The 26473-nt window shown below is 65.2% G+C and carries 25 protein-coding genes; 11 read left to right on the top strand and 14 right to left on the bottom strand.

Features of this window, described 5'->3' with window-relative positions; all coding sequences use genetic code 11:
• The first annotated feature begins 145 nt into the window (after nt 1–145).
• The 3 genes from modA to modC are packed head-to-tail and all read left to right on the top strand — an operon-like array spanning nt 146 to nt 2317.
• On the top strand, nt 146–931 hold the full coding sequence (gene modA, locus N2603_RS03490; protein ID WP_260387705.1) for a molybdate ABC transporter substrate-binding protein: 786 nt from the start codon (nt 146–148) through the stop codon (nt 929–931).
• A gap of 25 nt (nt 932–956) precedes the next feature.
• Complete coding sequence (gene modB / locus N2603_RS03485) at nt 957–1652, top strand: molybdate ABC transporter permease subunit (RefSeq protein ID WP_018646729.1); 696 nt, start codon at nt 957–959, stop codon at nt 1650–1652.
• A 2-nt stretch (nt 1653–1654) separates the two neighbouring features.
• Entirely contained in the window at nt 1655–2317 is a 663-nt protein-coding gene (modC, locus tag N2603_RS03480) for a molybdenum ABC transporter ATP-binding protein (protein WP_260387704.1), read from the top strand.
• A 166-nt stretch (nt 2318–2483) separates the two neighbouring features.
• Here modC and N2603_RS03475 read toward each other — a convergent pair whose 3' ends face one another.
• Together N2603_RS03475 and N2603_RS03470 are read right to left on the bottom strand one after the other, a co-directional pair.
• Nucleotides 2484–2744 (bottom strand): PepSY domain-containing protein, encoded by a 261-nt coding sequence (locus N2603_RS03475; protein ID WP_260387703.1) that lies wholly within the window; start codon nt 2742–2744, stop codon nt 2484–2486.
• Between the two features lie 291 nt (nt 2745–3035).
• Nucleotides 3036–4829, bottom strand: a complete 1794-nt coding sequence (locus N2603_RS03470; RefSeq protein ID WP_260387702.1) for a potassium/proton antiporter — start codon at nt 4827–4829, stop codon at nt 3036–3038.
• 207 nt (nt 4830–5036) lie between these two features.
• On the opposite strand from N2603_RS03470, the gene N2603_RS03465 reads away from it, so the two are divergent.
• From N2603_RS03465 to radC, 3 genes are all read left to right on the top strand, one after another.
• A complete protein-coding gene (locus tag N2603_RS03465) occupies nt 5037–6353 on the top strand; it encodes a mechanosensitive ion channel family protein (protein WP_018646725.1) in 1317 nt (438 codons plus the stop codon).
• Between the two features lie 185 nt (nt 6354–6538).
• Complete coding sequence (gene map, locus N2603_RS03460) at nt 6539–7357, top strand: type I methionyl aminopeptidase (protein ID WP_260387701.1); 819 nt, start codon at nt 6539–6541, stop codon at nt 7355–7357.
• 89 nt (nt 7358–7446) lie between these two features.
• A complete protein-coding gene (gene radC, locus N2603_RS03455; RefSeq protein WP_260387700.1) occupies nt 7447–8160 on the top strand; it encodes a RadC family protein in 714 nt (237 codons plus the stop codon).
• Nucleotides 8161–8330: 170 nt separating this feature from the next.
• Here the strand turns inward: radC and N2603_RS03450 are convergent, their stop codons facing one another.
• From N2603_RS03450 to N2603_RS03440, 3 genes are all read right to left on the bottom strand, one after another.
• Nucleotides 8331–8651, bottom strand: coding sequence for a hypothetical protein (locus N2603_RS03450; protein WP_260387699.1), 321 nt, complete (start codon nt 8649–8651; stop codon nt 8331–8333).
• 140 nt (nt 8652–8791) lie between these two features.
• Nucleotides 8792–9100, bottom strand: a complete 309-nt coding sequence (locus N2603_RS03445; protein WP_260387698.1) for a hypothetical protein — start codon at nt 9098–9100, stop codon at nt 8792–8794.
• Nucleotides 9101–9214: 114 nt separating this feature from the next.
• Entirely contained in the window at nt 9215–9592 is a 378-nt protein-coding gene (locus N2603_RS03440; protein ID WP_260387697.1) for a hypothetical protein, read from the bottom strand.
• 240 nt (nt 9593–9832) lie between these two features.
• On the opposite strand from N2603_RS03440, the gene N2603_RS03435 reads away from it, so the two are divergent.
• Entirely contained in the window at nt 9833–11224 is a 1392-nt protein-coding gene (locus N2603_RS03435; RefSeq protein WP_260387696.1) for a peptidoglycan-binding protein, read from the top strand.
• A gap of 245 nt (nt 11225–11469) precedes the next feature.
• On the opposite strand, the gene N2603_RS03430 is transcribed toward N2603_RS03435, so the two are convergent.
• The 5 genes from N2603_RS03430 to N2603_RS03410 are packed head-to-tail and all read right to left on the bottom strand — an operon-like array spanning nt 11470 to nt 15829.
• Nucleotides 11470–12177, bottom strand: a complete 708-nt coding sequence (locus N2603_RS03430; RefSeq protein ID WP_260387695.1) for a protease inhibitor Inh/omp19 family protein — start codon at nt 12175–12177, stop codon at nt 11470–11472.
• Nucleotides 12177–13166: a 2-hydroxyacid dehydrogenase gene (locus N2603_RS03425; RefSeq protein WP_260387694.1), complete on the bottom strand. Its 990-nt coding sequence runs from the start codon at nt 13164–13166 to the stop codon at nt 12177–12179. The genes N2603_RS03430 and N2603_RS03425 overlap by 1 nt, the downstream gene beginning before the upstream one ends.
• Nucleotides 13166–13984 (bottom strand): ABC transporter permease, encoded by an 819-nt coding sequence (locus N2603_RS03420; RefSeq protein ID WP_260387693.1) that lies wholly within the window; start codon nt 13982–13984, stop codon nt 13166–13168. Before N2603_RS03420 ends, N2603_RS03425 begins: the two co-directional genes overlap by 1 nt.
• On the bottom strand, nt 13981–14796 hold the full coding sequence (locus N2603_RS03415; protein ID WP_260387692.1) for an ABC transporter ATP-binding protein: 816 nt from the start codon (nt 14794–14796) through the stop codon (nt 13981–13983). The genes N2603_RS03420 and N2603_RS03415 overlap by 4 nt, the downstream gene beginning before the upstream one ends.
• Before the next feature lie 10 nt (nt 14797–14806).
• Nucleotides 14807–15829, bottom strand: coding sequence for an ABC transporter substrate-binding protein (locus N2603_RS03410; protein ID WP_018644087.1), 1023 nt, complete (start codon nt 15827–15829; stop codon nt 14807–14809).
• A 137-nt stretch (nt 15830–15966) separates the two neighbouring features.
• Here N2603_RS03410 and N2603_RS03405 point away from each other — a divergent pair, with 137 nt between their 5' ends.
• From N2603_RS03405 to N2603_RS03395, 3 genes are all read left to right on the top strand, one after another.
• Complete coding sequence (locus N2603_RS03405; protein WP_260387691.1) at nt 15967–16773, top strand: creatininase family protein; 807 nt, start codon at nt 15967–15969, stop codon at nt 16771–16773.
• 139 nt (nt 16774–16912) lie between these two features.
• Entirely contained in the window at nt 16913–17176 is a 264-nt protein-coding gene (locus tag N2603_RS03400) for a hypothetical protein (protein ID WP_036045494.1), read from the top strand.
• 433 nt (nt 17177–17609) lie between these two features.
• Nucleotides 17610–19547 (top strand): carbohydrate porin, encoded by a 1938-nt coding sequence (locus tag N2603_RS03395; protein WP_260387690.1) that lies wholly within the window; start codon nt 17610–17612, stop codon nt 19545–19547.
• An 8-nt stretch (nt 19548–19555) separates the two neighbouring features.
• On the opposite strand, the gene N2603_RS03390 is transcribed toward N2603_RS03395, so the two are convergent.
• Together N2603_RS03390 and N2603_RS03385 are read right to left on the bottom strand one after the other, a co-directional pair.
• Nucleotides 19556–20287 carry a sulfite exporter TauE/SafE family protein gene (locus tag N2603_RS03390; RefSeq protein ID WP_018644091.1) on the bottom strand — a complete coding sequence of 244 codons (732 nt, stop codon included), beginning with the start codon at nt 20285–20287 and terminating at the stop codon, nt 19556–19558.
• Between the two features lie 116 nt (nt 20288–20403).
• A complete protein-coding gene (locus N2603_RS03385; RefSeq protein ID WP_260387689.1) occupies nt 20404–22479 on the bottom strand; it encodes a methyl-accepting chemotaxis protein in 2076 nt (691 codons plus the stop codon).
• Nucleotides 22480–22722: 243 nt separating this feature from the next.
• On the opposite strand from N2603_RS03385, the gene N2603_RS03380 reads away from it, so the two are divergent.
• Nucleotides 22723–24018, top strand: a complete 1296-nt coding sequence (locus tag N2603_RS03380; protein WP_260387688.1) for a hemolysin family protein — start codon at nt 22723–22725, stop codon at nt 24016–24018.
• Nucleotides 24019–24214: 196 nt separating this feature from the next.
• Here N2603_RS03380 and N2603_RS03375 read toward each other — a convergent pair whose 3' ends face one another.
• Both N2603_RS03375 and N2603_RS03370 read right to left on the bottom strand, forming a co-directional pair.
• A complete protein-coding gene (locus N2603_RS03375; RefSeq protein ID WP_018644094.1) occupies nt 24215–24454 on the bottom strand; it encodes a PilZ domain-containing protein in 240 nt (79 codons plus the stop codon).
• 61 nt (nt 24455–24515) lie between these two features.
• Nucleotides 24516–26240 carry an FMN-binding glutamate synthase family protein gene (locus N2603_RS03370; protein WP_425248973.1) on the bottom strand — a complete coding sequence of 575 codons (1725 nt, stop codon included), beginning with the start codon at nt 26238–26240 and terminating at the stop codon, nt 24516–24518.
• Nucleotides 26241–26473 lie beyond the last annotated feature (233 nt).

The raw sequence follows: 26473 nt of genomic DNA, 5'->3' as shown, positions 1-26473 counted from the left end.
GCTATGTTTGCACTGCGATATCCCCGCCGGCCGTAAGCCGTCGCAAGGGACCGTGGAACAGCGCTTCCGCCCGTCGCATACCTGACCCAACCAACGCCAGATTTGCGCGTGTTGCCTGCGCGCGAGCTCGCACGGAGCGCTATCCATGTTTCGTATCACCGGACTTTTCACCGCCTTCGTCATCCTCGCGAGCGCGACCCTCTCGCCCGCCGCGGCGGAGGACAAGACCATCACCGTGTTCGCCGCGGCGTCGATGAAGAACGCGCTGGACGAGATCGATGCCGCCTACACCGCCAAGACCGGCGTCAAGTTCAGCGTCAGCTATGCCGCAAGCTCGGTGCTGGCCAAGCAGATCGAGCAGGGCGCCCCCGCCGACGTGTTCGTCTCCGCCGACAACGACTGGATGGACTACGCGGTCTCCAAGAAGACGATCAACGAGCCGACACGCGTCAACCTGCTCGGCAACAGCATCGTGCTGATCGCGCCGAAGGATTCCAAGATCGACAACGTCACCATCGCGCAAGGCTTTGACCTCGCAAAACTCGCCGGCGACGGCAAGATCGCGACCGGCGACGTCAAGTCCGTGCCGGTCGGCAAATACGCCAAGGCGGCGCTGGAGAAGCTGGGCGCCTGGCCGGCCGCCGAGCCGAAATTCGCGATGGCCGAGAGCGTGCGCGCCGCGCTGACGCTGGTCGCCCGCGGCGAGGCCGCGCTCGGCATCGTCTATTCCACCGACGCCAAGGTCGAGCCCGGCGTCAAGATCGTCGGCACCTTCCCGGCGGATTCGCACCCCGCGATCATCTATCCGGTCGCCGCGACAACGACTGCGAAGGGCGAGACCAACGACTATCTCGCCTTCCTGCGCTCGACCGCCGCCAAGTCCATTCTGGAAAAATACGGATTCAAGTTCCTGATCAGCCCGACAACCTGATTTTGCGACCTGACATTACGCCTTGATGTTCGAGATCTCTCCCGCCGAATGGACGGCGATCCTGCTCTCGCTCAGGGTCGCCGTCATCGCTACGCTGGTCGCGACGCCGTTCGGCATCGCGCTGGCATGGCTGCTCGCGCGACGTGACTTCTGGGGCAAGTCGGTGCTCGATGCCGTCGTGCACCTGCCCTTGGTGCTGCCGCCGGTCGTCACCGGCTATCTGCTGCTGCTCACCTTCGGCCGCCGCGGCCTCGTTGGCGGATTTTTGGCCGACTATCTCGGCATCGTCTTCGCGTTCCGCTGGACCGGTGCGGCGCTCGCCTGCGGCGTGATGGCGTTTCCGCTGCTGGTGCGGCCGATGCGGCTGTCGATCGAGGCGATCGACCGCCGGCTCGAGCAGGCGGCGGAAACGCTCGGCGCCGCACCCTGGAAGGTGTTCTTCACGGTGACGCTGCCGCTGGCTCTGCCCGGCGTGCTCGCCGGCATGGTGCTGGGCTTTGCGAAAGCGATCGGCGAGTTCGGCGCCACCATCACCTTCGTCTCCAACATTCCCGGCGAGACCCAGACGATCTCCTCCGCGATCTATTCGCTGATCCAGACGCCCGACGGCGATGCAGCCGCGGGCCGGCTCGTGATCGTCTCGATCGTGATCGCGATCGGCGCGCTGATCGCGGCCGAATGGTTCGCCCGCCGCGCCACGCTGCGCCTGCACGGGAATTGACCATGCTGCGGGTCGACATCGAAAAACAGCTCGGCGAGTTCTCGCTTCACGCGTCCTTCACCGGCGAGGGCCGCGTCATCGGCCTGTTCGGCGCCTCGGGCGCCGGCAAGAGCTCGCTGGTCAACATGATCGCCGGGCTGTTGCGGCCCGACCGCGGCACCATCGTGATCGACGGCGAGACCGTGGACGATACCGCGGCCGGCATTCACGTGCCGACCTGGCGCCGCCGCATCGGCTATGTGTTCCAGGACGCGCGGCTGTTTCCGCATCTGAGCGTCGCGCAGAACCTCGACTACGGCAGGCGGATGAACGGACTTGCGCCCGATCCTGCGCAACACAAGCGCATCATCGACCTGCTCGACATCGGCGCGCTGCAGGACCGCCGTCCCGGAAAGCTCTCCGGCGGCGAGCGTCAGCGCGTCGCGCTCGGCCGCGCGCTGCTGTCGAAACCGCGCCTCCTGCTGCTCGACGAGCCGCTCGGCGCGCTCGACGAGGGCCGCAAGCTCGAGATCCTGCCCTATCTGGTGCGGCTGCGCGACGAGGCCAACGTGCCGATGGTCTATGTCAGCCACGACGTCGCCGAACTGCGCCAGCTCGCGACCCAGATCGTGATGCTGAAGCAGGGCCGCGTGACGTCGTTCGGCGGGGTCAAGGTGCTGACGTGAGGCACTTCAGCTCTTAATGAAGGGCGACGATCCCTCCCCACGTCATTGCGAGCGCAGCGAAGCAATCCAGAATCTTTCCGCGGTGACAGTCTGGATTGCTTCGCTGCGCTCGCAATGACGGCGGAGAGGCCGGCGCCCGGATAGCAGCGCTTCCGCCGCTTCGGCTTTACCAGCCGCGGTCGACGTTGCGGACCTCGCCGGTCCGCGCATCGACATCGACCTCCATCCAGCGCCCGGTGCGATCGCGGCCTTCGATCTGCCATTCATCGCCGAGGAAGTTCGTGTGCGAGACCGTGGCGACACCAAGATCGCTGGCAACGTCGAGCGCGACCTGCATCGAGATCTGGTCGCCGGTGTCATAGGCCATCGCCGGCGCAGCCGATCCGAGACCGATCGCGACGATGGCAGGCAAGATGAAGCTTCGCATGGAACTGCTCCTGTCAAAGACGTTGGCTGTCACGCGAAGAACGAGCGGCGCCGCAGGGCGTTCCGGATCCAGAGGTTACGAAGCCGCGCAAATCTTCGGCGGTTGCGGCGATTTGGTGGCGGTTGTCTGGCGAACGGTGCCGACATCTACAGAGTGACGCGCGGTTAACTCTCGTGCCCCGGACGCGACGCAGCACGAAGTGATGCGTTGCAGAGCCGGGGCCCACAGCCATGGGTCCCGGCTCTGCGGAGCAGCGTTTCACGCTGCACCGCGTCCGGGACACGAGACCGTCTACACCCCCGCCACCGACGTCCACAAATCCGCAAGCTTCTTCCGCAGCGCCTGCCGGCGCGTCAGCGGCGGCGGCGTCTCGTCTTCTTCCGGCAGGCGGAGGCCAACGACATTGACGCGGCCGCCGGAGATGCTGCGTGCGACGAGGACGATCTCGTCCAGCGCGAGCTCGGCGCCCTCCTTCGGCGCGCGGTCGAGGTGGACGTCGAAATAGTCGGCGAGCGTGAGCTTGCCCTCGTCCTCGCTCACCTTGACGCCGTAGATTCCGGCAAGCTCAGCCAGCGTGTGCTCGCCTGACACCATGAAGTCGCCGAGCAGATGCGGATCGGGCGCCGAGCTCGGCTGCATGTCGACGAAGAAGCGGTCGAGCGACTCGGCCTTTTCCGGCGGCGCCAGCAGGTAGATGTAGTCGCCGGGTGCGATCGGATCGGCTTCAATGGGCGTCAGGATGTTCTGGTTGCGGATCACCAGCGTCGGCTTCGACCAGGACGGGATCAGGCCGCGGCGGAAATACAGGCTCTTGGGGCGCACCGGATAGCCGACCAGCTGCTGCTCGAGCTGGCCGGGCAGATCCAGCTCGACGCGGCGCGGGCCGCGCTCGGCGCGCGGCAGCGCGACGTGCAGCTTGCGCGCGGCGGGCGCCAGCGTCCAGCCTTGCAGCAGCAGCGAGATGATGACGACGACGAAGGCGACGTCGAAATAGAGATAGGCCTTGGACAGGCCGACCAGCATCGGGATCGACGCCAGGAAGATCGCGACCGCACCTCGCAGGCCGGTCCAGGCGATGAAGATCTTTTCGCGCCAGTTGAAACGGAACGGCGCCAGGCACACGAACACCGCGAGCGGCCGCGCCACCAGCATCAGGATCAGCGCGACGGCGACCGCCGGCAGCACGCTGGCCCCTAACCGGCTCGGCGAGACCAGGAGGCCGAGCAGCACGAACATCACGATCTGCGCCAGCCAGGTCGCCGCATCCAGGAAGGTCACCACCGAATTATGCGCGCGCGTCGGCCGGTTGCCAATGATGATGCCGGCGAGATAGACCGCGAGGAAGCCCGAGGCGTGCATGATCTGCGAACCGCCGAAGATCACCAGCGCTGCGGTGGTGACGAACGGCGCGTGCAGGCCCTGCGGCAACGCGACCTTGTTGAGCGCGATGACGACGAGGCGCCCGCCGAAGAAGCCGACGACGGCGCCCAGTACCGCCTCCTGCAAGAACTCCATCAGCACGTGACCCGCCGTGCCCGTTCCCAGCGAGATGTACTCGACCAGCATCAGGGTGAGGAAGATCGCGAAGGGATCGTTGGTGCCGGACTCCGCCTCCAGCGTCGCGCCGACGCGCGGACGCAGGCGCAGGCCCTGGGTGTGCACCAGCAGGAACACCGCGGCGGCGTCGGTCGAGGCCACGACGGCGCCGACCAGCAGCGCTTCCGTCCAGTTGAGATCGAGCGCGTATTTGGCGAACGGCGCAGTGACCAGCGCGGTCAGAAGCACACCGACGGTGGCGAGCACGAGGGACGGGGCGAGCACGGTGCGGATGCTGGCAAAGCGCGTCTTCAGGCCGCCGTCGAACAGGATCAGGGCCAGCGCCACCGAGCCGACCAGATAGGTCGTGCCGACGTCGTTGAACTGGATCTGCCCGGGACCGGAATCTCCCGCGAGCATGCCGATGGCAAGGAACACGAGCAGCAAGGGCGCGCCGAACCGCAGCGCAAGCAGGCTCGACAGGATACCGGCCATGACGAGGACGGCGCCGAGCAATATGGTGAGGCTGAAGGAGTCGAGGGAGGCCATCCACCTTCCGGGTAAAAATCGCAGGATTTTCATCCTTATCGTCGGCATTCCCCCGCGCCAACCCATTTTCGCTGCTCGCGGCAATCTGCCCGTATTTTGCGGCCTTAACGCGCTTCACTTCACGGTGTATCGATGGCCGGGCCGCACCCTTTGTGGGATTCTGCGGCGCCCTCGAATCAATTCCTCCCCCGCTTCCCGACGAGACCGATGGACATGGACCTCAAAGACTTCATGGAGTTCGTGCAGACGACCGCACGCAGCGTCGGGGCGGAGATTTCCTCACCCTGGTTCTACCTGCAATTTGGTCTCATTCTCGCGGCAGCCGGCATCGCCTATGCCGCGGAAGCCGGCATTCGCAATCGCGTCGACATGACATCGCTGGCGATGGGCTGGCCGCTGCCGCTCCGGCACTTCTCGCGGGTGATGATGTCGAGCGCCTCGACGGCGGTGTTCACCCTGCTCGTGATCATCTCGCGCGTGGTGATGTACCACGCGACCTGGCCGAGCCGCTCCTATCTCCTGATGGTCGCCGCCAAGATGGGGCTGGCCTGGCTGGTGATCCGGCTGGTGACCTCGGTGCTGCGCAACGCCTTCATCGTCAAGCTGGTGTCGATCACGGCCTGGTTCGTCGCGGCGCTGTCGATCATCGGCCAGCTCGACACGACCATCGAGCTGCTCGACTCCTTCGCGATCGTGCTCGGCGGCCTCAGGCTGACGCCGCTGCTGGTGATCAAGGCCGGCGCGCTGCTGCTGATCGCGCTGTGGGCCACCAACATCGCCAGCAATTTCGCCGAGAGCCGGATCAACTCGACCACCGACCTGACGCCGTCGGTGCAGGTGCTGCTGGTCAAGATCATCCGCATCGGGCTTCTTGCCGTCGCAATCGTCATTGCGCTCGGCGCCGTCGGCATCGATCTCTCCGCGCTCGCGGTGTTCTCCGGCGCGGTCGGCGTCGGCATCGGTATCGGCCTGCAGAAGATCGTGGCCAATTTCATCTCGGGGATCATCCTGCTCGCCGACAAATCGGTGAAGCCCGGCGACCTCGTCACCATCGGCGACAACACCGGGCGGATCAGCGCGATGAAGACGCGCTATATTTCCGTTGCCGCCGGCGACGGACGCGAATTCCTGGTGCCGAACGAGGATCTGGTGACGCAGAAGGTCGTCAACTGGACCTATACCGACAAGAACACGCTGGTGAAGATCGCCTTCGGCACCAATTACGACGCCGACCCGCGCCTGGTCACCAAGCTCGCCGCCGAGACCGCCGCCGCCCATCCGCGCGCCACCAAGGGCAAGGCGCCGAACAGCATTTTGACCGAGTTCGCGGAAGCCGGGATGAAGTTCTCGCTGACCTTCTGGATCGCGGACCCCGACGGCATGGACAACGTCAAGAGCGACGTGATGCTGGCGCTGTGGGACGCCTTCAAGCGCGAGGGTATCCGGGTTCCCTACCCCGTCCGCGAAATCCGCGTCCGCGGCGGCGCCCTGCCGGTGGAAACCACCGTAGAAGTCCCGAATTAGGCCCGCTTTCGGGCGCAAGGGCCGGTAAGATTCTTGTTTTGAAGCGTTTTCTTCACGCGAACCGGTAGCCACTTCGCTCGAAAACGCTCTGCCTTGGCTTGCACGAAAGCGGGCAATCATTAAATTAGGGCCTGAAATCAAGCCTTTCCATCGACATCGAGATCAGCCCGGAAGACCGCCCAAGCATGAGCTACGTCGAAGCCACCGAGACCTCCCTGCGTAAGACCGGACAGATCAAGCTGCATGGGCCCGCCGCCTTTGCCGGCATGCGCAAGGCCGGCGCGCTGGTGGCCAAGTGCCTCGACGCGCTCACCGACATCGTCGGGCCGGGCGTGCCGACCTCGAAGATCGACGAATTCGTCCGCGACTTCGCCTTCAGCCATGGCGCCTATCCGGCGACGCTGATGTATCGCGGCTATCGCTACTCGACCTGCACCTCGCTCAACCACGTGGTCTGCCACGGCATGCCCGGCGACCGTCCGCTGAAGGAAGGCGACATCGTCAACATCGACGTCACCTTCATCGTCGACGGCTGGTATGGCGATTCCAGCCGGATGTATGCGGTCGGCCCGATCGCGCGCAAGGCCGAGCGGCTGATCGAGGTGACGTATGAAGCGATGATGCGCGGCATCGCCGCCGTGAAGCCCGGCGCCACGACCGGCGACATCGGCCACGCCATCCAGAGCTTCGTCGAGCCGCAGGGCATGAGCGTGGTGCGCGATTTCTGCGGCCATGGCCTGGGGCGCATGTTCCACGACGAGCCGAACATCATCCATATCGGCCGGCCCGGCGAAGGCGTGCAGCTCAAGCCCGGCATGTTCTTCACCATCGAGCCGATGATCAATCTCGGCAAGCCGCATGTAAAAATCCTCTCCGACGGCTGGACCGCGGTCACCCGCGACCGCTCGCTGTCGGCGCAGTTCGAGCACTCCGTCGGCGTCACCGCGACGGGCGTCGAGATCTTCACGCTGTCGGAGCGGCACGGCGAGAAGCAGATCGGGTGAGCCACTAAGGGAGCCGACCCGCGCGAACCGGATTTGCCGCCGCAATTGACGGTTGCAAAAACAGAGTTCCACGGCAATGCTGGCGGTCGATGCCCGCCAAGCCAGACCACGACAAGAGCAAGCCGGAGGATGCGCCGCACTATCACGGCCATCGCGAGCGGCTGCGCGAGCGGTTCTACAGCGCCGGCGCGGATGCGCTCAGCGACTACGAGCTCCTGGAGATGGCGCTGTTTCCGGCGCTGCCGCGGCGCGACACCAAGCCGCTGGCGAAGACGCTGATCAAGACGTTCGGCTCGTTCGCCGAGGTCGTGCATGCTCCGGTGGCGCGCCTGCGCGAGGTCGACGGCATCGGCGAAGCCGCCATCAACCAGCTCAAGCTGATCGCCGCCGCGGCGCACCGCGTCGCCAAGGGCGAGGTCAACAGCCGCAATGCGCTGTCGTCCTGGAACGAGGTGATCGACTATTGCCGCACCAGCATGGCGTTTTCAGACAAGGAGCAATTCCGCCTGCTCTTCCTCGACAAGCGCAACCAGCTGATCGCCGACGAGGTGCAGCAGACCGGCACCGTCGACCACACCCCGGTCTATCCACGCGAGGTGATCAAGCGCGCGCTGGAATTGTCGGCGACCGCGCTGATCCTGGTGCACAATCATCCCTCAGGCGATCCCTCGCCTTCGCAGGCCGACATCCAGATGACGAAAGCGATCATCGACATCGCAAAGCCGCTGGGAATTGCCGTGCACGATCACATCATCGTCGGCAGGAGCGGGCATGCGAGTTTGCGCGGGATGCGGTTGATCTAGGGCACCAAATCAGGCGACAAGAACGGCATGTCATGCCGGAGGCAGCGAAGAGCTAGAGCGCAAGCGCGTTAAAGCGCGATGAGATTTGGATGAAATCGTCATCGCGCTTTAGTTTGTTGTCTACGCATGATCCTTCCGGAAAACCGCTTCGCACTTTTCCGGATCATGCTTTAGTAACAATAACGGGAATCGACCCGGACGTAGTAGCCATCGGGCCGCTGCATGTAGCAGCCGCGCTGATAGGCGTAGTAGCCGGAGCGGCGGCGCTCGCCTTCGGATGCGATCGCGGCGCCCGTACCGGCACCGACGACGGCACCGATGGCCGCGCCACGGCCTCCGCCGAGCGCGCCGCCGACGATTGCACCACCGACGCCGCCGATGATCGCGCCGCCGATGGCATCCTGGGCCACCGCCTCATGCACCGGCACCGCCATCGTGACCGTCAGACATGCGGCGATTCCGAAAATTCCAATGCGAAGACCTCGAAACATGCGCGTCCTCCCTGTGGTGAGGCGAGTTTTAACGTCCGGCGGGGATTCGGGCCAGATCAAATCGCCCCTTCCGTCGATCCCAAAGCGCGGAGGAATGTCGCCCTGGTCCCACCGCACGCGGTATGCCGCGCGCTCCGACCTCATTTGTCGACCGCGAAGGCGAGCACGATCCTGTCGGGTGTCTGCTTGAAATCCTTGGTGACGGCGTCGCGGACGAGCCCTGCGAGCTCGTTCAACGGCTTGTTTTCATAGGGACGGGGGAATTGAACCGTCACCAACACCAGCCTCCCGTTGTGCCAATTGAAGCCGACCGCCGGCTTGACGCCGGTCGATTGCTCGAGGTCCGTCTCCACGGCTTTCGACTGCTTGAATCCCTCCGTCACCGTGCTGACGGCATCGCAGCCCGCAAGGATCGTTGCGCAGACGAGCAGCAGCAAAAATCTGGACATCGGGATTCCCACCAGTGATGACTGCGAACATGATTGGTCATAAAGCTCGCATCGTCAACGGATGGTTGTGCCGATGAATTGACACTCGCCGCCTTCAAACCGGCCGCGAGCCGGTCATCCTGGTTCGATCCAGCGCTGCACGGCTTCGGCGGTGTCGGCCGGGGTGGAGTTGAAGCAGATCGCAGCCTCCGGCGCGAGGCGGTGGACGAGGTTGAGCACCTTCTCGAACAGCAGCAGGCGTTCCTTGGGCTCGCGCAGACCGGCGCCGATCACGATGCATTCGAAGCGCTCCTCGCGCAGCGCCGCCGCGACGCCGGCTTCGGCGGCCGCGTCGAGATCGATCAGGCAGCTCGTGACCTCGAAGCCGCGATCGCGCAGGCGCAACAGCTGCGCCTCGATATAGTTGCGCACGAGATCCGGCGTGAGCTGCGGGAATGTGCTGTAATCCGCAACGCCGGGTTCGATGCCGATCGCGAGGACACGCTTGGTCATGCAGGCCTCCTTGCCGGATCCTGTCCGATTGCTAACGGGCGGACGGTCCTGCGGGTTCCCGTGGGCCCTCCACACTGTGCCGCCAATTTTCCCGCAAAAGCTGTAACCCAGTTCACATGCGCAAGACCGACAACCTGCCAGATTTGCGGCAATCACGCTGGTCTCACGCGCCGATCACGGCGCCCGGTTCATTTTGTTTGTCCGGAGATTCGTTCATTCATTAATTTGCGGGAGCGGAAAATGGTGTCCTTCGAGAGTTTGAAGAGCGAATACGAGCGCAATTGGGCCAATCTCGAGATCCGGCCCGGACGCCACTCCGACGCGAATGCGGTTGCACGCAAGGCAATCAACGGCAAGGCGACCTATCAGCAGATCGAGCGGCTGACCGGCGTTCCCTGGTATTTCACGGCGCTCTGCCACTACCGCGAATCCAATTTCGATTTCGACACCTATCTCGGCAACGGCGAAACGCTTCATCGCACGACGACCATCGTGCCGAAAGGACGCGGCCCGTTTGCCACCTTCGTGGACGGCGCCGTGGACGCGTTCAGGATCGAGAATTTCATCGGCGCGCAGGACTGGAGCATCGCACGGATGCTGTTCCGGCTCGAGGCGTTCAACGGTTTCGGCTACCACGCCAAGGGCGTGAATTCGCCCTATCTCTACGGCGGCTCGAACCTGTACGGCCCGCCCGAGGCAAGGGCCGGCAAATTCGTCCGCGATCACGTGTTCGACCCGAACCACGTCGATTCCCAGCTCGGCACGGCCGCGATCCTGCATGCGATGCTGGCGCTGGATTCCTCAATCACGCTCGACGGCAGCCCGCAATTCGCAGGCCGCATCGAGCCGGAGGATGATGCGGCTTCGACGGTCGTGCTGATGCAGCAGGCGCTCAACAGGCTCGGCGCCAATCCGCCGCTCGCCGAGGACGGCATCAGCGGGCCCAAGACCAGGGCCGCGGTCTCGCAGTTTCAGCAGCAGAACGGGCTCAGGGATACCGGCCTCCTCGACGGGGCCACGGTCGCCGCCATCACGCGCGCGACGCAGCCGGGAGGGGTCATGCAGGGCGGCGATCTGTCCCAGGTCCTGACGCGGCTGGAAGACCTCGCGCAGGTGCTGCGGCCATCGGCCGGCGGAACGCTTCCGGCACCGACGATGCCAGGCAACACGCTGCCCGCCACCAACGATCCGATCAGCCTGTTCGAACGGCTGTTCTCCCTCATCAACAACAAGACGACGCCGATGCCAGGACCGGTCACGCCGACGAACCCCGCTCCCGTCGATCAGCTGAAGCAGGTCGTCGACCTGCTCAGCACATTGCTCAACAAGAACGGCAAGCCCGTGCTGGGCCAGGTCAATGGCGCGCTGGGCGAGACCATCGGCAAGCTGCTCGACGGCAAGAAGACCGCGCTCGGCATCGGCGGCTCGCTCATCACCGCGCTGCTCTCTTCGGTGACGGCGAGCCCCAGTGCAGGCGGTCTTGCCGGGCTGCTCGGCACGATCGTCTCGGCGGTGCCGGGCCTCGGCCAGTTCGCGATGCCGATCTCGCTCGCGCTCACCGCGTGGGGCGTGCTCGGCAAGCTGGAGAAGTGGGCACAAGGCACCGCGCCGCCGCCGAAGGTGACGGCGTAGTCGCGTTGGATGAAGGCCGAGTGTTTCGCCACAGAACAGGCGCACTCCCTCTCCCGCTTGCGGGAGAGGGTTGGGAAGAGGGTGTCTCGGCAATCGAGAACCCCCACGAGGAGAAAGCCCTCACCCGGCGCTACGCGCCGACCTCTCCCGCAAGCGGGAGAGGTTGCACCGAGCCTGCGGCGCCCCCGATTCAACCAAAGCCATTCTGCTCGAGTGCATGATGACTCGCGCACCTGGCGGCGCGCTTACTGACGCAGCATGATCAGGGGATCGGCGGTGTCGGGGACGCGCCGCCACTGCGCGTTGTCGTCGGCCTCGAACTGCCAGACATCGCCTGATTTCGACATCAGGATGATCTGACCGCGCTCGAGCCGCCATTGCGTCGGGTTGAACTGCGCGATGGCGGGATCGCATTTCGGCTTGAGGAAGACCTGGAAATTGTCCTGGCTTGCTTCGGTGTTGGTCAGCGTCAATCCGCACACCGGCTGGCCGTTGCCGCGCACCATCGACCAGTCGCCGATCATCTGGTCCATCGACTTGGCCATCGAGCGGGCGGCGGCGAGGTCCTGCAGAATGTAGACGCCCTCGCCCTGGCGCAGGCCCTCGAAGATGCCGGCCTCGACCTCGGTGAAGTCGATCACGGCTTCACCGGTCGCATCCTGCAGGCGCACGATGTCGAGGCCCTTCACGCTCCAGGCGACGATGTCCTTGGTGAAGGGCAGCGCGGCCTTGCAGGCCGGCTCCAGCTCCAGCTTGTAGCCGTGACCCGCCGCGTCGGCCTTGAGGGTGACGACGCAGGTCTTGCTGCGCTCGGTGGTCGAGAGCTCCCACTGCCCGGGCATCGTCTTCTTCAGGGTCGTCGCATCCTGCGCACGCGCAGAACTCATCTGAGCAATGCCCATCGCGGCAGCACATGCCGCGATGGCGAATGCGAGGACCCGAAGACCGACCATCAGCGCCCCTTGAACGGCGTTTCCGCAACCGGCGTCAGCGGCGCCTTGCCTGAGAACCAGGACTTGAGGTTGTCGACGACGAGTTGGTCCATCGCGTTGCGCGTCACCACCGAGGCCGAGCCGATGTGCGGCAGCAGCACCACATTCTGCATGGTCTTGAGCTCATCAGGCACGTTCGGCTCGGCCGCGAACACGTCGAGGCCGGCGGCGAGGATGGTGCCGGATTTCAGCGCCTGGACCAGCGCGGGCTCGTCGACCACGGAGCCGCGCGCGACGTTGATCAGCACACCGCGCGGGCCGAGCGCCTTGAGCACCTCGGCGTTGATCATCTTGTTGGTCGAGGCGCCGCCCGGCACGATCACCATGAGCGTGTCCACGGCCTTCGCCATCTCGATCAGATCAGGATAGTGCTTGTAGGAGACGTCCTTGGACGGATTGCGCGAGTGATAGACCACCGGCACCAGCGAGGCGTCGAGCCGGCGCGCGATGGCCTGGCCGATCCGGCCCATGCCGACGATGCCGACCTTGCGATCGCGCAGCGAGCCGACGCTGAGCGGATAGTTCTGCGTCTGCCAGAGCCCGGAGCGGACATAGCGGTCGGCCTTGATGAACTCGCGCAGGGTCGAGATCAGAAGGCCCATCGCGACGTCGGCGACCTCCTCGGTCAGCACGTCGGGCGTGTTGGTGACGATGATGTTGTGCTCGGCGGCGTATTTGGCATCAATGTGGTCGTAGCCGACGCCGAAACTCGCCACCATCTCGATCTTGGGCAGCTGCGACAGCGAATCCTTGTCGGCCCGGACGGTGTGATAGGTCACCGCCACGCCGCGGATTTTTTCGCGGATCGCGGGCGTCAGACGCTCGAGGTCGCCACGCGTCTCGGCCTTGTGCACGACGAAATGATCGGAAAACCCGCTTTCGAGGATCGGCCGCACCGGTCCATAAATCAAAAGATCGATCTTTTCGGACGAAATCGAACCGGTAGACATCAGCTTTCCTTTCCAAGCGCGCTTTCGTGCCAGCGCCGTAAAACGAGGTGGGAAACTAGCGCCAGCACCCCATAGATGACAATCCCGGCCAGCGACAACAAAAGCAGCGCGGCGAACATGCGGGGTATGTTCAAGCGGTAGCCCGACTCGGCGATCCGGTAGGCGAGCCCGGAGCCGGCGCCGGCCGTTCCGGCCGCAATCTCGGCCACGACCGCGCCGATCAGCGACAGGCCGCCGGCGATACGCAATCCGCCGAGGATATAGGGCAGCGCCGCGGGCAGCTTCAGGAAGCGCAGGGTCTGAGGCGGTGAGGCGCCATAAAGCTGGAACAGCCCGGCGAGATTGCGGTCGACCGAGTTCAGCCCCAGCGTGGTGTTCGACAGCACCGGGAAAAAAGCGACGATGAAGGCGCAGACGACGACCGCGGTCTGCTGCTCCAGATAGATCAGGAGCAGCGGTGCGATCGCGATCACGGGCGTCACCTGGAGCACGACGGCGTAAGGGAACAGCGAATATTCGACCCATTTCGACTGGTTGAACAGCAGCGCCAGCGCGATGCCGCCGATGCTGGCGGCGATGAAACCTTCGAGCGTCGTCAGCAGCGTGGTCGCGAGCGATTGTGACAGCACCGCCCAGTCCTTGATCAGTGTCAGGACGATGACGGACGGCGCCGGCAGCACGTAAGGCGGGATGTCCTTGATTCGGACGACGAGTTCCCAGGCGAGGAGCCCGGCCGCGAACACGATGACGGGCAGCACGAAGCGCATCGCGCGTTGCGCGGGTGACGGTTTTGCGATGACGGGGGCTTGCGCGTTCATAGCGTCGATTGCCCCGAATAGGACGGCGCCAGCGCGGCCGACACGCGCCGGCAATAATCGGAATAGGCAGCGGAGGTACGAAACTCCTCGCCGCGCGGTTCGACCGTCTCGATGCGGATGTCGGCCTGGATGCGGCCGGGCCGCGCCGTCATGACCACGACGCGCTGTGACAGATAGACGGACTCGAACACCGAATGCGTGACGAAGATGACGGTCTTGCCAAGGCTGCGCCACAGCGCGAGCAGGTCGTTGTTGAGGCGGAAGCGCGTGATCTCGTCGAGGGCTGCGAACGGCTCGTCCATCAGGAGGATGTCGGGGTCGGTGACGAGCGCGCGCGCCAGCGACACCCGCATCTTCATGCCGCCGGAAAGCTCGCGTGGGAATGCGTCGGCGAAATCGGCGAGCCCGACGCTGGCCAGCGCCTGATCGGCCCGCGCGCGCCCTTCCGCCTTCGGGACGCCGCCAAGCTTCAGCGGCAGCCGCACGTTCTCGCGCACGCTGGTCCAGGGCATCAGGGTCGGCTCCTGGAACACGAAGCCGATGCCATGACCCGGCTGCGCGGGGCCCTCGTGATGCGCCACCCGCACGGTGCCCGACGACGGCGCGCTGAGCCCCGCGATCAGCCGCAGCGCCGTCGACTTGCCGCAGCCGGACGGGCCGAGCAGCGCGATGAACTCGCCCTTGCGCACCGCGAGGTCGAGCGGCCCCAGCGCCATGACGCCGTTGTCGTACGTCTTCGTCACGCCGCGCAGGCTGACGGCGAGAGCCGTCAGGCTGGCCTCGACGGCGGACGAGGTTGGGGCAGCGGACATTGGCCGCGCGTTACGGCTTGTTCGGACGCAGCTCGACGCCGACGCCCTTGTTGACGAAGCGCAGCGTGTAGGATTTGCGGAAGTCGAGATCCGCCTTCACGACGCCCGCCTTCACCATCTTGTTGAAGAAGGAGGTGTAGCGCTCGTCGCTCATCGCGCCGATGCCGTTCTTCAGGCTGTCGCCGGAATCGACGATGCCGTATTCCTTCATCTTGGCGACGGAATAGGCGAGCAGATCGTCGGTCATCTCCGGATTGAGCTTCTTGATCAGGGCATTGCCGGCGGAATTGTCGCGATAGATGTAATTGTACCAGCCGATCATGGAGGCATCGACGAAGCGCTGCACGAGGTCAGGCTTCTTCTCGACGACGTCGCGGCGGGTCTCGATCAGGGTCGAATAGGTGTTGAAGCCGTAATCGGCGAGCAGCAGCACGTTCGGCTTGAAGCCGGCGGCCTTCTCCACCGCGAACGGCTCGGAGGTGACATAGCCCTGCATCGCGCTCTTGGGGTTGGCGATGAAGGGCTGCGGATTGAAATTGTAGGGGCGGACGTTCTTCTCGTTGAAACCATATTCGGACTTCAGCCACTGGAAGTAGCTGGTCATGCCCTCCTTGGAGACGAACAGCGTCAGCGGCTTGAGGTCTTCGATCTTGGCGACCTTGGCATCGGGTTGCGTCAGCATCACCTGCGGATCCTTCTGGAACACCGCGGCGATGGTGACGACCGGGACGTTATTGGCCACCGCGTCGAACGACATCAGCGTGTTCGCGGCCATGAAGAAATCGATCTTGCCGGCGATCAGCAGCATCCGGTTGTTCTCGTTGGGACCGCCGGGGACGATGGTGACGTCGAGCCCGTACTTCTTGTAGGTGCCGTCGGCCACCGCCTGGAAGAAGCCGCCGTGCTCGGCCTCGGCGACCCAGTTGGTGCCGAAGGTGACCTTGTCGAGCGTCTCGGCACGCGCCGGCAGGATCGAGACCAAAGCGGCCATCAGGCCTGCCGTTAACGCTCGCCGCAGATGAGAGGGGCTCATGAGTGCACTCCGTCGATCGCTTCTAGCCGATACCAAGCCAACGCGATAAAACCGCATGACATTGGGGACGCGAGCCGGTCGGGCCCGCGTCCCCTCATAACCCAAATTACGTGACAAATTCGGGCAAAGAAACCTTGATGACGCCATCCCGTGCCTGGACCGAGATCCGCTGGGCCGATGCGCCCCCTGCGGATGTGTCGCGCTGGATCGCGGTGCTGCCGTTGGCGGCGACCGAGCAGCACGGCCCGCATCTGCCGCTCGAGACGGACGTGCTGATCGCGGACGCCTATCTCGCGCGCGTGCGCGAGGTGCTGCCCGAGAACATTCCGGCCAGCTTTCTCCCCGTCGAACCGGTCGGCATTTCCACCGAGCATATCGACTATCCGGGGACGCAGACGTTGCCGACCGACGCGGCGCTGAAGAGGTGGACGGGAATCGGCGAGGACATCGCGCGTCGCGGCGTGAGGAAGCTCGTCATCATCACCAGCCATGGCGGCAACAGCGCGGCGATGATGCTGGTGGCGCAGGATCTGCGCGCGCATCACAAACTCTTTGTGGTGACGACGTCATGGTCGCGGCTCTCGGGTGCGGACAAATTGTTCCCCGCCGATGAAGTGCGCCACGGCATCCACGGCGGCGCGGTCGAGACCTCGATCATGCTGGCGCGCTATCCGGGTCAGGTGCGCAAGGATGCGATCGCGGATTTTCCAGCGAGCAGCGTGGCGCTGGAAAAGCAGTATCGCTGGCTGTCGACGCAGCGCCCCGCGCCATTCGCCTGGCAGGCGCAGGATCTCAACGCCAGCGGCGCCGTCGGCGATGCGACATTGGCCGTCGCCGAGAAGGGCGAGCAGCTGATCGATCAGGGTGCGCGCGCCTTTTGCGAGCTGCTGGCCGAGGTCGATAACTTCGACGTGAACAGGCTCGCCAAGGGACCCCTCGGCTAGCCCATATCCAACTGAAATTATTCGGGAAATGACCGGCTTTCGGAGGCGCCAGGTGCGCTTTCGAACCTGACGCGGCATGCCTCCGTCCAACTGGGCACGCGGACCACAACGGACCGCCTCAACCCGGATGGAGTTTCACATGTCGATCAAGACCAAGATTGCCGCCGCAGCCCTCGCTGCCCTCGCCGTCACCGGCAGCATCGCGTCCACCACCACCTCGGCCGAAGCCAAGCAGCCCGGCTGGGTCTGGGGTGTCGGTGCCGGCATCGCCACCGCCGCCGTCGTCGGCTCCGCGATCGCTGCCAGCAACGATCCCTACTACCACGGCTATCACCGCTGCGGCTGGGTCGCCCAGTACAACGCCTTCGGCCAGTACGTCGGCCGCGTTCGTACCTGCTACTGATCTGAGTACCTGAGGCCGATCTCCCACGTGGATCCTGCGTCCGACACGGGCGCCTCATCCACCCCGTGTCGTGCCCCCGACCCGCCCGGCTGTCCCCCCGGGCGGGTCACCCATTTTTGGGGCCGGTATTTTGTTGCAGTCCTGTCACACAGCGGTGCGAACCATTTTCCGCGGCAACTCGCGCCAGTTGCTATTGCGAATTAATCGCAATAAGGTTCGCAACAGGCGCAGGAACTTGGGACGAAGCCGGATCGAATCGAGGTCATCTCGGCCGATCGCGGCGGCAACCGAAGCCTGATGACAGAGTGGCCGCGAATCGGCAGGGATATCGCGGCGCGTGGGACACATTCGCGTTTGGGGGCGTTTCGTTTTGACGTTGAGAGGTCACCGTTACAGGTACTTGCGGACGGCCGCGGCGATTGCCACGGGCGTGATGGCGTTCCCCGCTGACGGCCGCGCGGCCGATCTGCCGCTGAAGGCCCCGGCGCTGAGAGCGGTCTATGACTGGACCGGTCTCTATATCGGCGCGCATGCGGGCTACAGCCGGGGCTCGTCGCGCTTCGCACTTAACGACGGCACCGCCATCAGCGACAGCGGCGTCTTCAGCGGCACGATCGGCGGCGTGCAGGCGGGCTACAATTACCGGCTCAATTCCGGCTGGCTGGTCGGCGTCGAAGGCGATTTCTCGTTTCCCAACTACATCACCTCGAACTCGATCGTCTCCTTCCTGGCGACACCGGCCAACACCGTCACGCAGCAATGGGACTACACCGCGAGCCTGCGCGGCCGCGTCGGCTACACCAGCGGTCCGTGGCTCGTCTACGCCACCGGCGGCTTTGCGTGGATGGGCGAACGCTATTTCGACGCGCCGGCCTCCGGCGAAGCCGTCCCGAAGATCCTGAACACGCGGCCCGGCTGGATCGCGGGCGCCGGCATCGAATACGGCTTCGCGCCGCATTGGAGCGCGCGGCTCGAATATCTCTACAGCCGCTTCGACAGCGCCAACGTCGCGTTTTCGACGGGCGCGCAATACACCTCTTCCGCGCTCGACTTCCAGACCATCAGGCTCGGCCTCAACCGCAAGGTCGATTGGCCGGGCGTGCCGGGCTACAACCCGAACAGCTCGCTGATCGACACGGAGTCGGATCGCTGGGAGATCCACGGCCAGAGCACCTATCTGCCGCAAGGCTATCCGTCGTTCCCCGCCCTCTACAGCGGACCGAACTCGCTCTCGCCGTCGCGGCAGGCCAAGGCGACGTGGAGCAACAGCCTGTTCCTGAACGCGCGGCTGTGGGATGGCGGCGAGGTCTATTACAATCCCGAGCTGCTCCAGGGTTTTGGACTGAACGACACGGTCGGCGCGGCCGGCTTCCCCAACGGCGAGGCGCAGAAGTCGAACTTCCCCTACCCGCACTACAACACCTCGCGCCTGTTCGTGCGCCAGACCTTCGGCTTCGGCGGCGAGCAGGAAGAGCTCGCGAGCGGCCAGTTGCAGCTCGGACAAAAGGTCGACGTATCTCGTCTCACCGTTCAGGCCGGCAAGTTCGCGGTGGTCGACGTGTTCGACGGCAACGCCTATGCCAAGGACACCCGCAAGGACTTCATGAACTGGTCGATTTGGGCGCCGGGCGCCTTCGACTATTCCGCCGACAAAGTCGGCCTCACCTATGGCGTCACGGCCGAGCTCAACCAGAAGCAATGGGCGCTGCGCGGCGGCTATTTCCTGATGGTCGCGGAGTCCAATTCAAACCATTTCGACACCAGGGTCGGTGAGCGCGGCCAGTATGTGCTCGAGCTCGAGACGCGCTACTCGCTGCTCGGCCTGCCCGGCAAGCTCCGCACCATGGGCTGGGTCGACAGCGCCAACATGGGCAGCTTCCGCGAGACGCTGGACAATCCCGCGCTCAATCTCGACATCGCGCAGACCCGGCGCGGCCGTCTCAAGGTCGGCTATGTCGTCAACCTCGAGCAGGCGATCACCGAGGATCTCGGCCTGTTCGGCCGCTGGAGCTGGAACGACGGCAAGAGCGAAACGCTGGCGTTCACCGACATCAACCGCAGCCTGTCCGGCGGCCTGTCGATCAAGGGCACGAAATGGGGCCGCCCCGACGACGTCGTCGGCATCGGCGGCGCCGTCAACGCGCTGTCGCAGGACTATCGCGACTTCCTCGCCGCCGGCGGCCTCGGCGTTCTCATCGGCGACGGCGCGCTCAACTACCGCAAGGAGCGCATCCTCGAAACCTATTATGCCTATGCGCTGAACAAGAACGTCACGCTCACTGCCGACTACCAGCTCATCGTCAATCCCGCCTACAACGCGGATCGTGGCCCGGTGTCGGTATTCTCGGGGCGGCTGCACGGCGAGTTCTGAGCTGCGGCTCAGAACAGCAGCGCAACACCCGAGACGAACAGCAGCGCCAGCACGATCTTGCGGAACGCGGCCTCGTCGATCCGGCCGAACAGTTTTAGGCCGAGCCAGGTGCCGGCGAACAGGAACGGCAGGCCGAGCGCGAACAGCTTCGCCGTGTCTGATGTGAGCGATCCCTTGGCACCGAGCCACAGCGCCGCCATGGCGAACACCACGACCGCGACCGGCTGAAACGTGGCACGCTGCGCGTCCTTGGGCAGGCCGCGCAGATTGCACCAGATGGTGACGACGATGCCGGCAAGGCCGGTCAGCCCGCCGAGCAGCCCGTTGACGAAGCCGACCGTGATGTCGGCGACCGGCGGTACGTCGGTGGCGAGCTTGAGCTGCGGCCGGAAGAATGCATAGAGGCTGTAGGCGATCAGAATGGCTCCAACCGCGATGCGGACACTCTTCGGATCAGCCCAGGTCAGAAGCGACACCCCGGCCGGCACGCCGATGACTGCACCGACGATGAACGGCCACAGCCGGCGCCAGTCGAGCGCAGCGCGCAGCTTCCAGACCGAGTAACCCTGCACTAGAAGGCCGAAGCCGACGATCAGGCTGGCGCTCTGAATCGGCGTCAGCACGTAGAGCCACAGCGATGCCGCGACGAGGCCGAAGGCGAAGCCGGAGAGGCCGGCGACGAACGCGCCGGCGAAGGTGGCCAACAAAAAAAGCGGAAGCTCGATCGCGATCCCGTCCATTGCTCGCTCCATAGAACAGCGAGCAGCGCTTGCGTGGGATCACCACTTCACGGGGAGGCTGCGACATCCCCGGATTGCAAGTCTAGGTGAAGCCTCTTCCCTGCACAATGACCTTGTTACGCCGCCCGGATCGCGTCCAGGAATTTTCCGACCTCGGTCTTGAGACGGGTGCTCTCGCCGGACAGCGATCTGGCGGCGGTAAGCACGTTGGCGGAGGCCGATCCGGTCTGGCTCGCGCCGTGCTGCACGTCGACGATGCTGGCGGAGACCTGCTGGGTACCGCGCGCCGCCTGCTGCACGTTGCGGGAAATCTCGCGCGTCGCCGCGCCCTGCTCCTCGACCGCCGAGGCGATCGCAGAAGCAATCTCGGACATCCTCGTGATGGTGTCGCCGATCGCCTTGATGGCGCCGACGGAATCCTCGGTCGCGGCCTGGATCCCCGAGATCTGCTGGCTGATCTCGCCGGTCGCCTTGGCGGTCTGCTCGGCCAGCGCCTTGACCTCGGAGGCGACGACCGCGAAGCCGCGCCCGGCCTCGCCGGCCCGCGCCGCCTCGATGGTGGCGTTCAGCGCCAGGAGATTGGTCTGGCCCGCGATCTGGCTGATGAGCTCGACGACGTCGCCGATCCGCCCGGCGGCCTTGGCGAGCTCGCCGACATGATCGTTGGTCCGCTCGGCCTGCTGCACGGCTTCACCGGCAACGCGCGCGGAGTCCTGGACCTGCCGGCTGATCTCATCGACTGATGACGCCATCTCCTCTGCCGCCGCGGCAACGGTCTGCACGTTGGTGGAGGCCTGTTCGGAAGCAGCTGCGACGGTCGCGGTGACCTGCTCGGATTGTTCGGCCGTGCTCGTCAGCGTTCCCGCCGAGACCTCCAGCTCCGAGGATGCCGACGCCACGGTGTTGATGACATCGCCGATCATGGCCTCGAAGTCGCGCGCGATCTGGTCCATGCGCTGGCTGCGCTTGAGCTTGGCCTCGGCCTCGATCGCGGCCGCCTCGTCGGCGGCCTTCTGGGCGAGCAGCGAATCCTTGAAGTGCTGGAGCGAGCCCGCGACCTGGCCGATCTCGTCATTGCGACCCGTTGCCGGAATCTCGACGTCGTGCCGTCCGGCGGCGAGCGTTCCGATCACCTCGGCGAGCCGGCTGAGCGGCGTCACCACGCGGCTGCGCAGCATCATGGTGACGCCAGCGAGCGTACCGAGCAGCGCCAGCACCGCAACACCCGCAAGCGCGAGCATCGCCAGTGCGCCATCGCGCGCAGCCGTGGCGCGCTCGGCGGCTTCCGCCAGCGCAGCGTCGCGCACGCCATAGAACATCTGGATCGCCGGCACGATCACGCTAGCGAGCTCCTCGGCGTTGACGCCGTACTTGCCGTCGCCCCTCGCCGCGGGCATCTCCTTGTCCACGACGGCCGCTGCCTTTCCAAAATAGGATTCGGTCGCCGCCTTCTGCGCCGCGGCGATGCGGGGCGGGCTTCCAAGCTGATCGATGCCGGCCTCGATGCGTTCGCGATCGGCCTCGACACGCCCCTGCATGCGATCCATCAGCGTTATCTCGGCGGCCGTCAGCGGCCGGCGTGCGCTCAGTGCCGGCGACAGCGTGGCGGCGCGGCTGCCGGCCGAGACGCGCAGATCCTGCGCCGTCCGCGCCAGGCTCAGCAGCGCCGCAAGTGAGGAATCGGCGTTGACGACCTGTCCTTCGAGCTGATTCATGATCGGCTCGATGTTGCCGATGACCTCGGCCACGCCGGGCAGGAAGCCCTTGATCACGGCACCGTCGCGCTGCGCCAGGGGAACGCTCATCGCGCGATCTGCCGCCGTGGTGACCTCCTTGAGCCGCCGCGCGGTACGGTCGAGCTTTTCGATCATCGGTCCGGCGTCATTCAGCGCCAGGAAAGTCGGCCTTGCCCGCTCGAATGCCGCATCGGCCGCCTTTGCAGCCTTTGCGGCCCCGTCGATCTGGGCCTGCGTCGCAGCGCCTTCCTGGAAGATCGGTCCGATGTAGGGGGCACGAAGGCCGGCGACCTGCTGGCTGATCATCAGGGTCGCGCCAAAGGCGTCGACCGTCCTGATCGCGTCGGAACGGTTCGTGAAGATGCGCGTCTGCGGTATGAGCACCTCGGCGCCGAGGATGACTGCAAACACCGTCACCGTCAGCATCGACAGCGCGAAAAGCTTCCCGATCCGCATCCCCGGTCCCCCAAATGCATTTACAAATGCGGAGAACCTAGTTGGCGGCCACTAAGACCCCGTTAAGCACATGCCCGTAGTTCCGCGGGTGTCACGTCGTCGCAGACCGCTCGGAACACGGTCCACCGCGCGGTTCCCTCGCGGCGACGGATGCGACAGAATTGCCAGCAATTCCGCTCTGAATACCTATATCAATGCGTGTGCCGGCAGCCGCCTGCCATACTTGCTTACCTCGGAACGTCAATGCTCTCCGTCGAACTCGTCATCGTCGTCGTCCTGATCGTCATCAACGGCCTCTTGTCCATGTCGGAGCTGGCCGTGGTCTCGTCTCGCCCGGCCCGCTTGTCGCTGCTCGCCGCCAAGGGCGTGCGCGGCGCCGAGCGGGCGTTGACGCTGGCGTCCGATCCCGGAAAATTCCTCTCGACGGTGCAGATCGGCATCACGCTGGTCGGCGTGCTCTCGGGCGCGTTCTCCGGCGCGACGCTCGGGCAGCGGCTGACGCAATGGCTGGTCGAGCTCGGCCTGTCCTCTGGCATCGCCGACATCGTCGGCGTCGGCCTCGTCGTCACCCTCATCACCTACGCAACACTGATCGTCGGCGAGCTGGTGCCGAAGCAGGTGGCGCTGCGCGACCCCGAAAGCATCGCGGTCAGGGTCGCGCCCGCGATGCACGTGCTCGCGAAGATATCGCTGCCGCTCGTGTTCCTGCTCGACGTCTCCGGCAAGCTGATCCTCGCGCTGCTCGGTCATGGCGGCAAGTCCGAGGAGAAGGTCTCGGAGGACGAGATCCATCATCTTGTCACCGAGGCCGAAAACGCCGGCGTGCTCGAGCCCGGCGAGAGGGAGATGATCGCCGGCGTGATGCGGCTCGGCGACCGGCCGGTCGGCGCCGTCATGACGCCGCGCACGGAGGTCGACGAGATCGATTTGAACGACGCGCCGGAGGCCATTCAGGAGATCATCAAAAAGAGCCCGCATTCGCGCTTTCCGGCGTCCGACGGCGATCGCGACAAGCCGATCGGCGTGCTCCAGGCCAAGGATCTGCTGGTCGCCTACATGACCGAACGCGCACCCGACCTGCGGGCTCTGGTCCGCGAAGCACCGAGCATTCCGGCGTCAGCGGATGCCCGCGATGTGCTCACGATCCTGAAGGCCGCTCCGGTTCATGTCGGCTTCGTCTACGACGAGTACGGCGCTTTCGAAGGCGTGGTCACCGCCGCCGACATCCTGGAATCGATCGTCGGCGCGTTCCATTCCGAGGAGGGCCCGCCGGAGCCGGCTTACGTCAAGCGCGCGGATGAATCGCTGCTGGTCGCCGGCTGGATGCCGGTTGATGAATTCGGCGAGCTGCTCGGCATCGAGCTGCCGCCGCATCGCTTCAACACGGTGGCGGGCCTCGTGCTGCAGCAATTCAACGTGCTGCCCAATGTCGGCGACGCCTTCGACCTCGGCGGCTGGCATATCGAGGTGGTCGATCTCGACGGCCGGCGGATCGATAAGATCCTGGCGAGCCGGAGAGGGGAGCAAGCGGCGGCGTGAGGTGAGCGCGTGAAACTTTCCACGTGTCGTCCCGGCGAAGGCCGGGACCCATAACCACAGGATTGAGTTTGGCGATGACTGGCAATTTGCACGGTACTGCTACCTGCACATTGCCGATAAATCACGCGGTATGGGTCCCGGCCTTCGCCGGGACGACAGCGGAGATTGCAGCGCCCGCTCAGGCCGAACGCAAAACCTACCCGAACCTCACCCCGATCCGCTTTTCCTTGCGCCAGACCACGGTGCAGGGCAGATGCGTTCCGTCGGCCTGGATGAACAGGGTGAAGTGTTCGGGGATGCCGACCGGGCTGGTGACGTCGAGCGCGGCGCCGGTGTCCGAGAAATTGCGAACGGTGCAGTCGATCGCGCCGCCGCCGAACTCGATCGTTCCGGCCTTCAGCACCCGATGCCTGGCTTTGTTGCGGCGCTCGTCCATCGGGTGAATTTACACCCAAAGTTGAACCAAATGCCAATTGCCAGCCCCGCCCGCGGTGAATTTAAACGAACGGGCCCAACGTGGCCGCGGGCGGAGCGATCAGCGCCGGCTGAAACGTCTCCGCCCGCGCCATCCGCCAGGCGTCGGCGAACCGCGGGTCTTCGGTGCCTTCGAGCAGCTCGCCGGGACGCAGCGCCGGATAGAGCTGTGCAAACGACTTCACCTGGGTCGTCGAGGTCCGCTGGTTGAAATGGATCGGGCGCAGCTGCTGCGGATGCTCGAGGCCGGCCGCGGCGATCAGCTCGGTCAGCGAGTGCAGCGTGGCATGGTGATAGTTGTGCACGCGGTCGATCTTGAGCGGCACGTAGAGCGCGCGCGCCCGGGTCGGATCCTGCGTCGCGACGCCGGTCGGGCAGCGGTCGGTGTGGCAGCTCAGCGACTGGATGCAGCCGAGCGAGAACATGAAGCCGCGCGCCGAATTGCACCAGTCGGCGCCGATCGCCATCGCGCGCGCCATGTCGAAGGCGGTGGCGATCTTGCCGGAGGCGCCGATCTTGATGCGGTCGCGCGCATTGATGCCGACCAGCGCGTTGTGGACGAAATTGACGCCTTCGCGCATCGGCATGCCGAGATGGTCCATGAACTCCAGCGGCGCCGCGCCGGTGCCGCCCTCGTTGCCGTCGACGACGATGAAGTCAGGATAGATGCCGGTTTCCAGCATCGCCTTGCAGATCGCCAAAAACTCCCAGGGATGGCCGATGCACAGCTTGAAGCCGGCCGGCTTGCCGCCGGACAGGCGGCGCATCTCCGCGATGAACTGCATCATGCCAACAGGCGTGGAGAAGGCGCGGTGCGAGGCCGGCGAGATGCAGTCCTCGCCCATGGCGACGCCGCGGATTTTTGAAATCTCCTCCGAGACCTTTGCCGCCGGCAGCACGCCGCCATGGCCGGGCTTGGCGCCCTGGCTGATCTTGAGCTCGACCATCTTGATCTGGTCCTGGCCGGCGACGCGGGCGAACGCTTCGGGGTCGAACGACCCGTCGAGATGGCGGCAGCCGAAATAGCCGGAGCCGATCTCCCAGATGATGTCGCCGCCCATCTCTGCGTGATAAGGGCTGAAGCCGCCCTCGCCGGTGTCGTGCGCGAAGCCGCCCTTCCTGGCGCCGGCATTGAGCGCCCGCACCGCGTTCGGGCTCAGCGCGCCAAAGCTCATCGCGGAGACGTTGAACACCGAAGCCGAATAGGGCTTCTTGCAGTCGGGCCCGCCGATGGTGATGCGGAATTTCTCCTCGGCATGGGTCTTCGGCGAGACCGAGTGATGCATCCACTCATAGCCCTCGCGGTAGACGTCTTCCTGCGTGCCAAACGGACGCTTGTCGAGCTGCATCTTGGCGCGCTGATAGACCAACGACCGGGTGTCGCGCGAGAACGGCATGCCGTCCTTCTCGCTCTCGAAGAAATACTGCCGCATCTCGGGGCGTATCTCTTCGAGCAGGAAGCGCATATGCGCCGAGATCGGGTAGTTGCGCAGCACCGCGTGCCCCTTCTGCAAGAGGTCGCGGACGCCGAGCAGCGTCAGGGCGCCGAAGATCAGGATCGGGATCAGCAGGATGTCCGAGATCTTGCGGTCGGCGATGCCGATGCCGATCAGCAGCGCCGTGACGACCGCACAGATCGTCAGCACGATGAAGCGCGGCGAGAATGGCAGCAGCAGGGTCTCCATGAGCCCCTCCTCCGCCAGTGCCAGACGTTTGGGCGATTCCTGCTTTTTGTTGTCGTCGGCCACGATCCCATCCTCTCGCCGGCATGAGGCGGTACGATACGCCCGCCCCTGTCATACGGATATGACGCGGCCCTTGTTTCAGGCTAGCGAAATCGGCCGCGGCAGATCAATCCGCCGGGAGGATGGGTTTTTGCAGCGCAGCAGAGGGAGTGGGGATGGGACGAGGCCCTAGTCGCTGTCATCCCGGGCAAGCGTAACCGCAGACCCGGGATCCATAACCACAGAATTTCGTGGCT

The sequence above is a fragment of the Bradyrhizobium huanghuaihaiense genome, assembly GCF_025200885.1.
In the GTDB taxonomy this organism is placed as follows: domain Bacteria; phylum Pseudomonadota; class Alphaproteobacteria; order Rhizobiales; family Xanthobacteraceae; genus Bradyrhizobium; species Bradyrhizobium huanghuaihaiense.
Note: the sequence above shows the minus strand (reverse complement) of the source record. Positions and strands in the feature narration are given on the sequence as shown.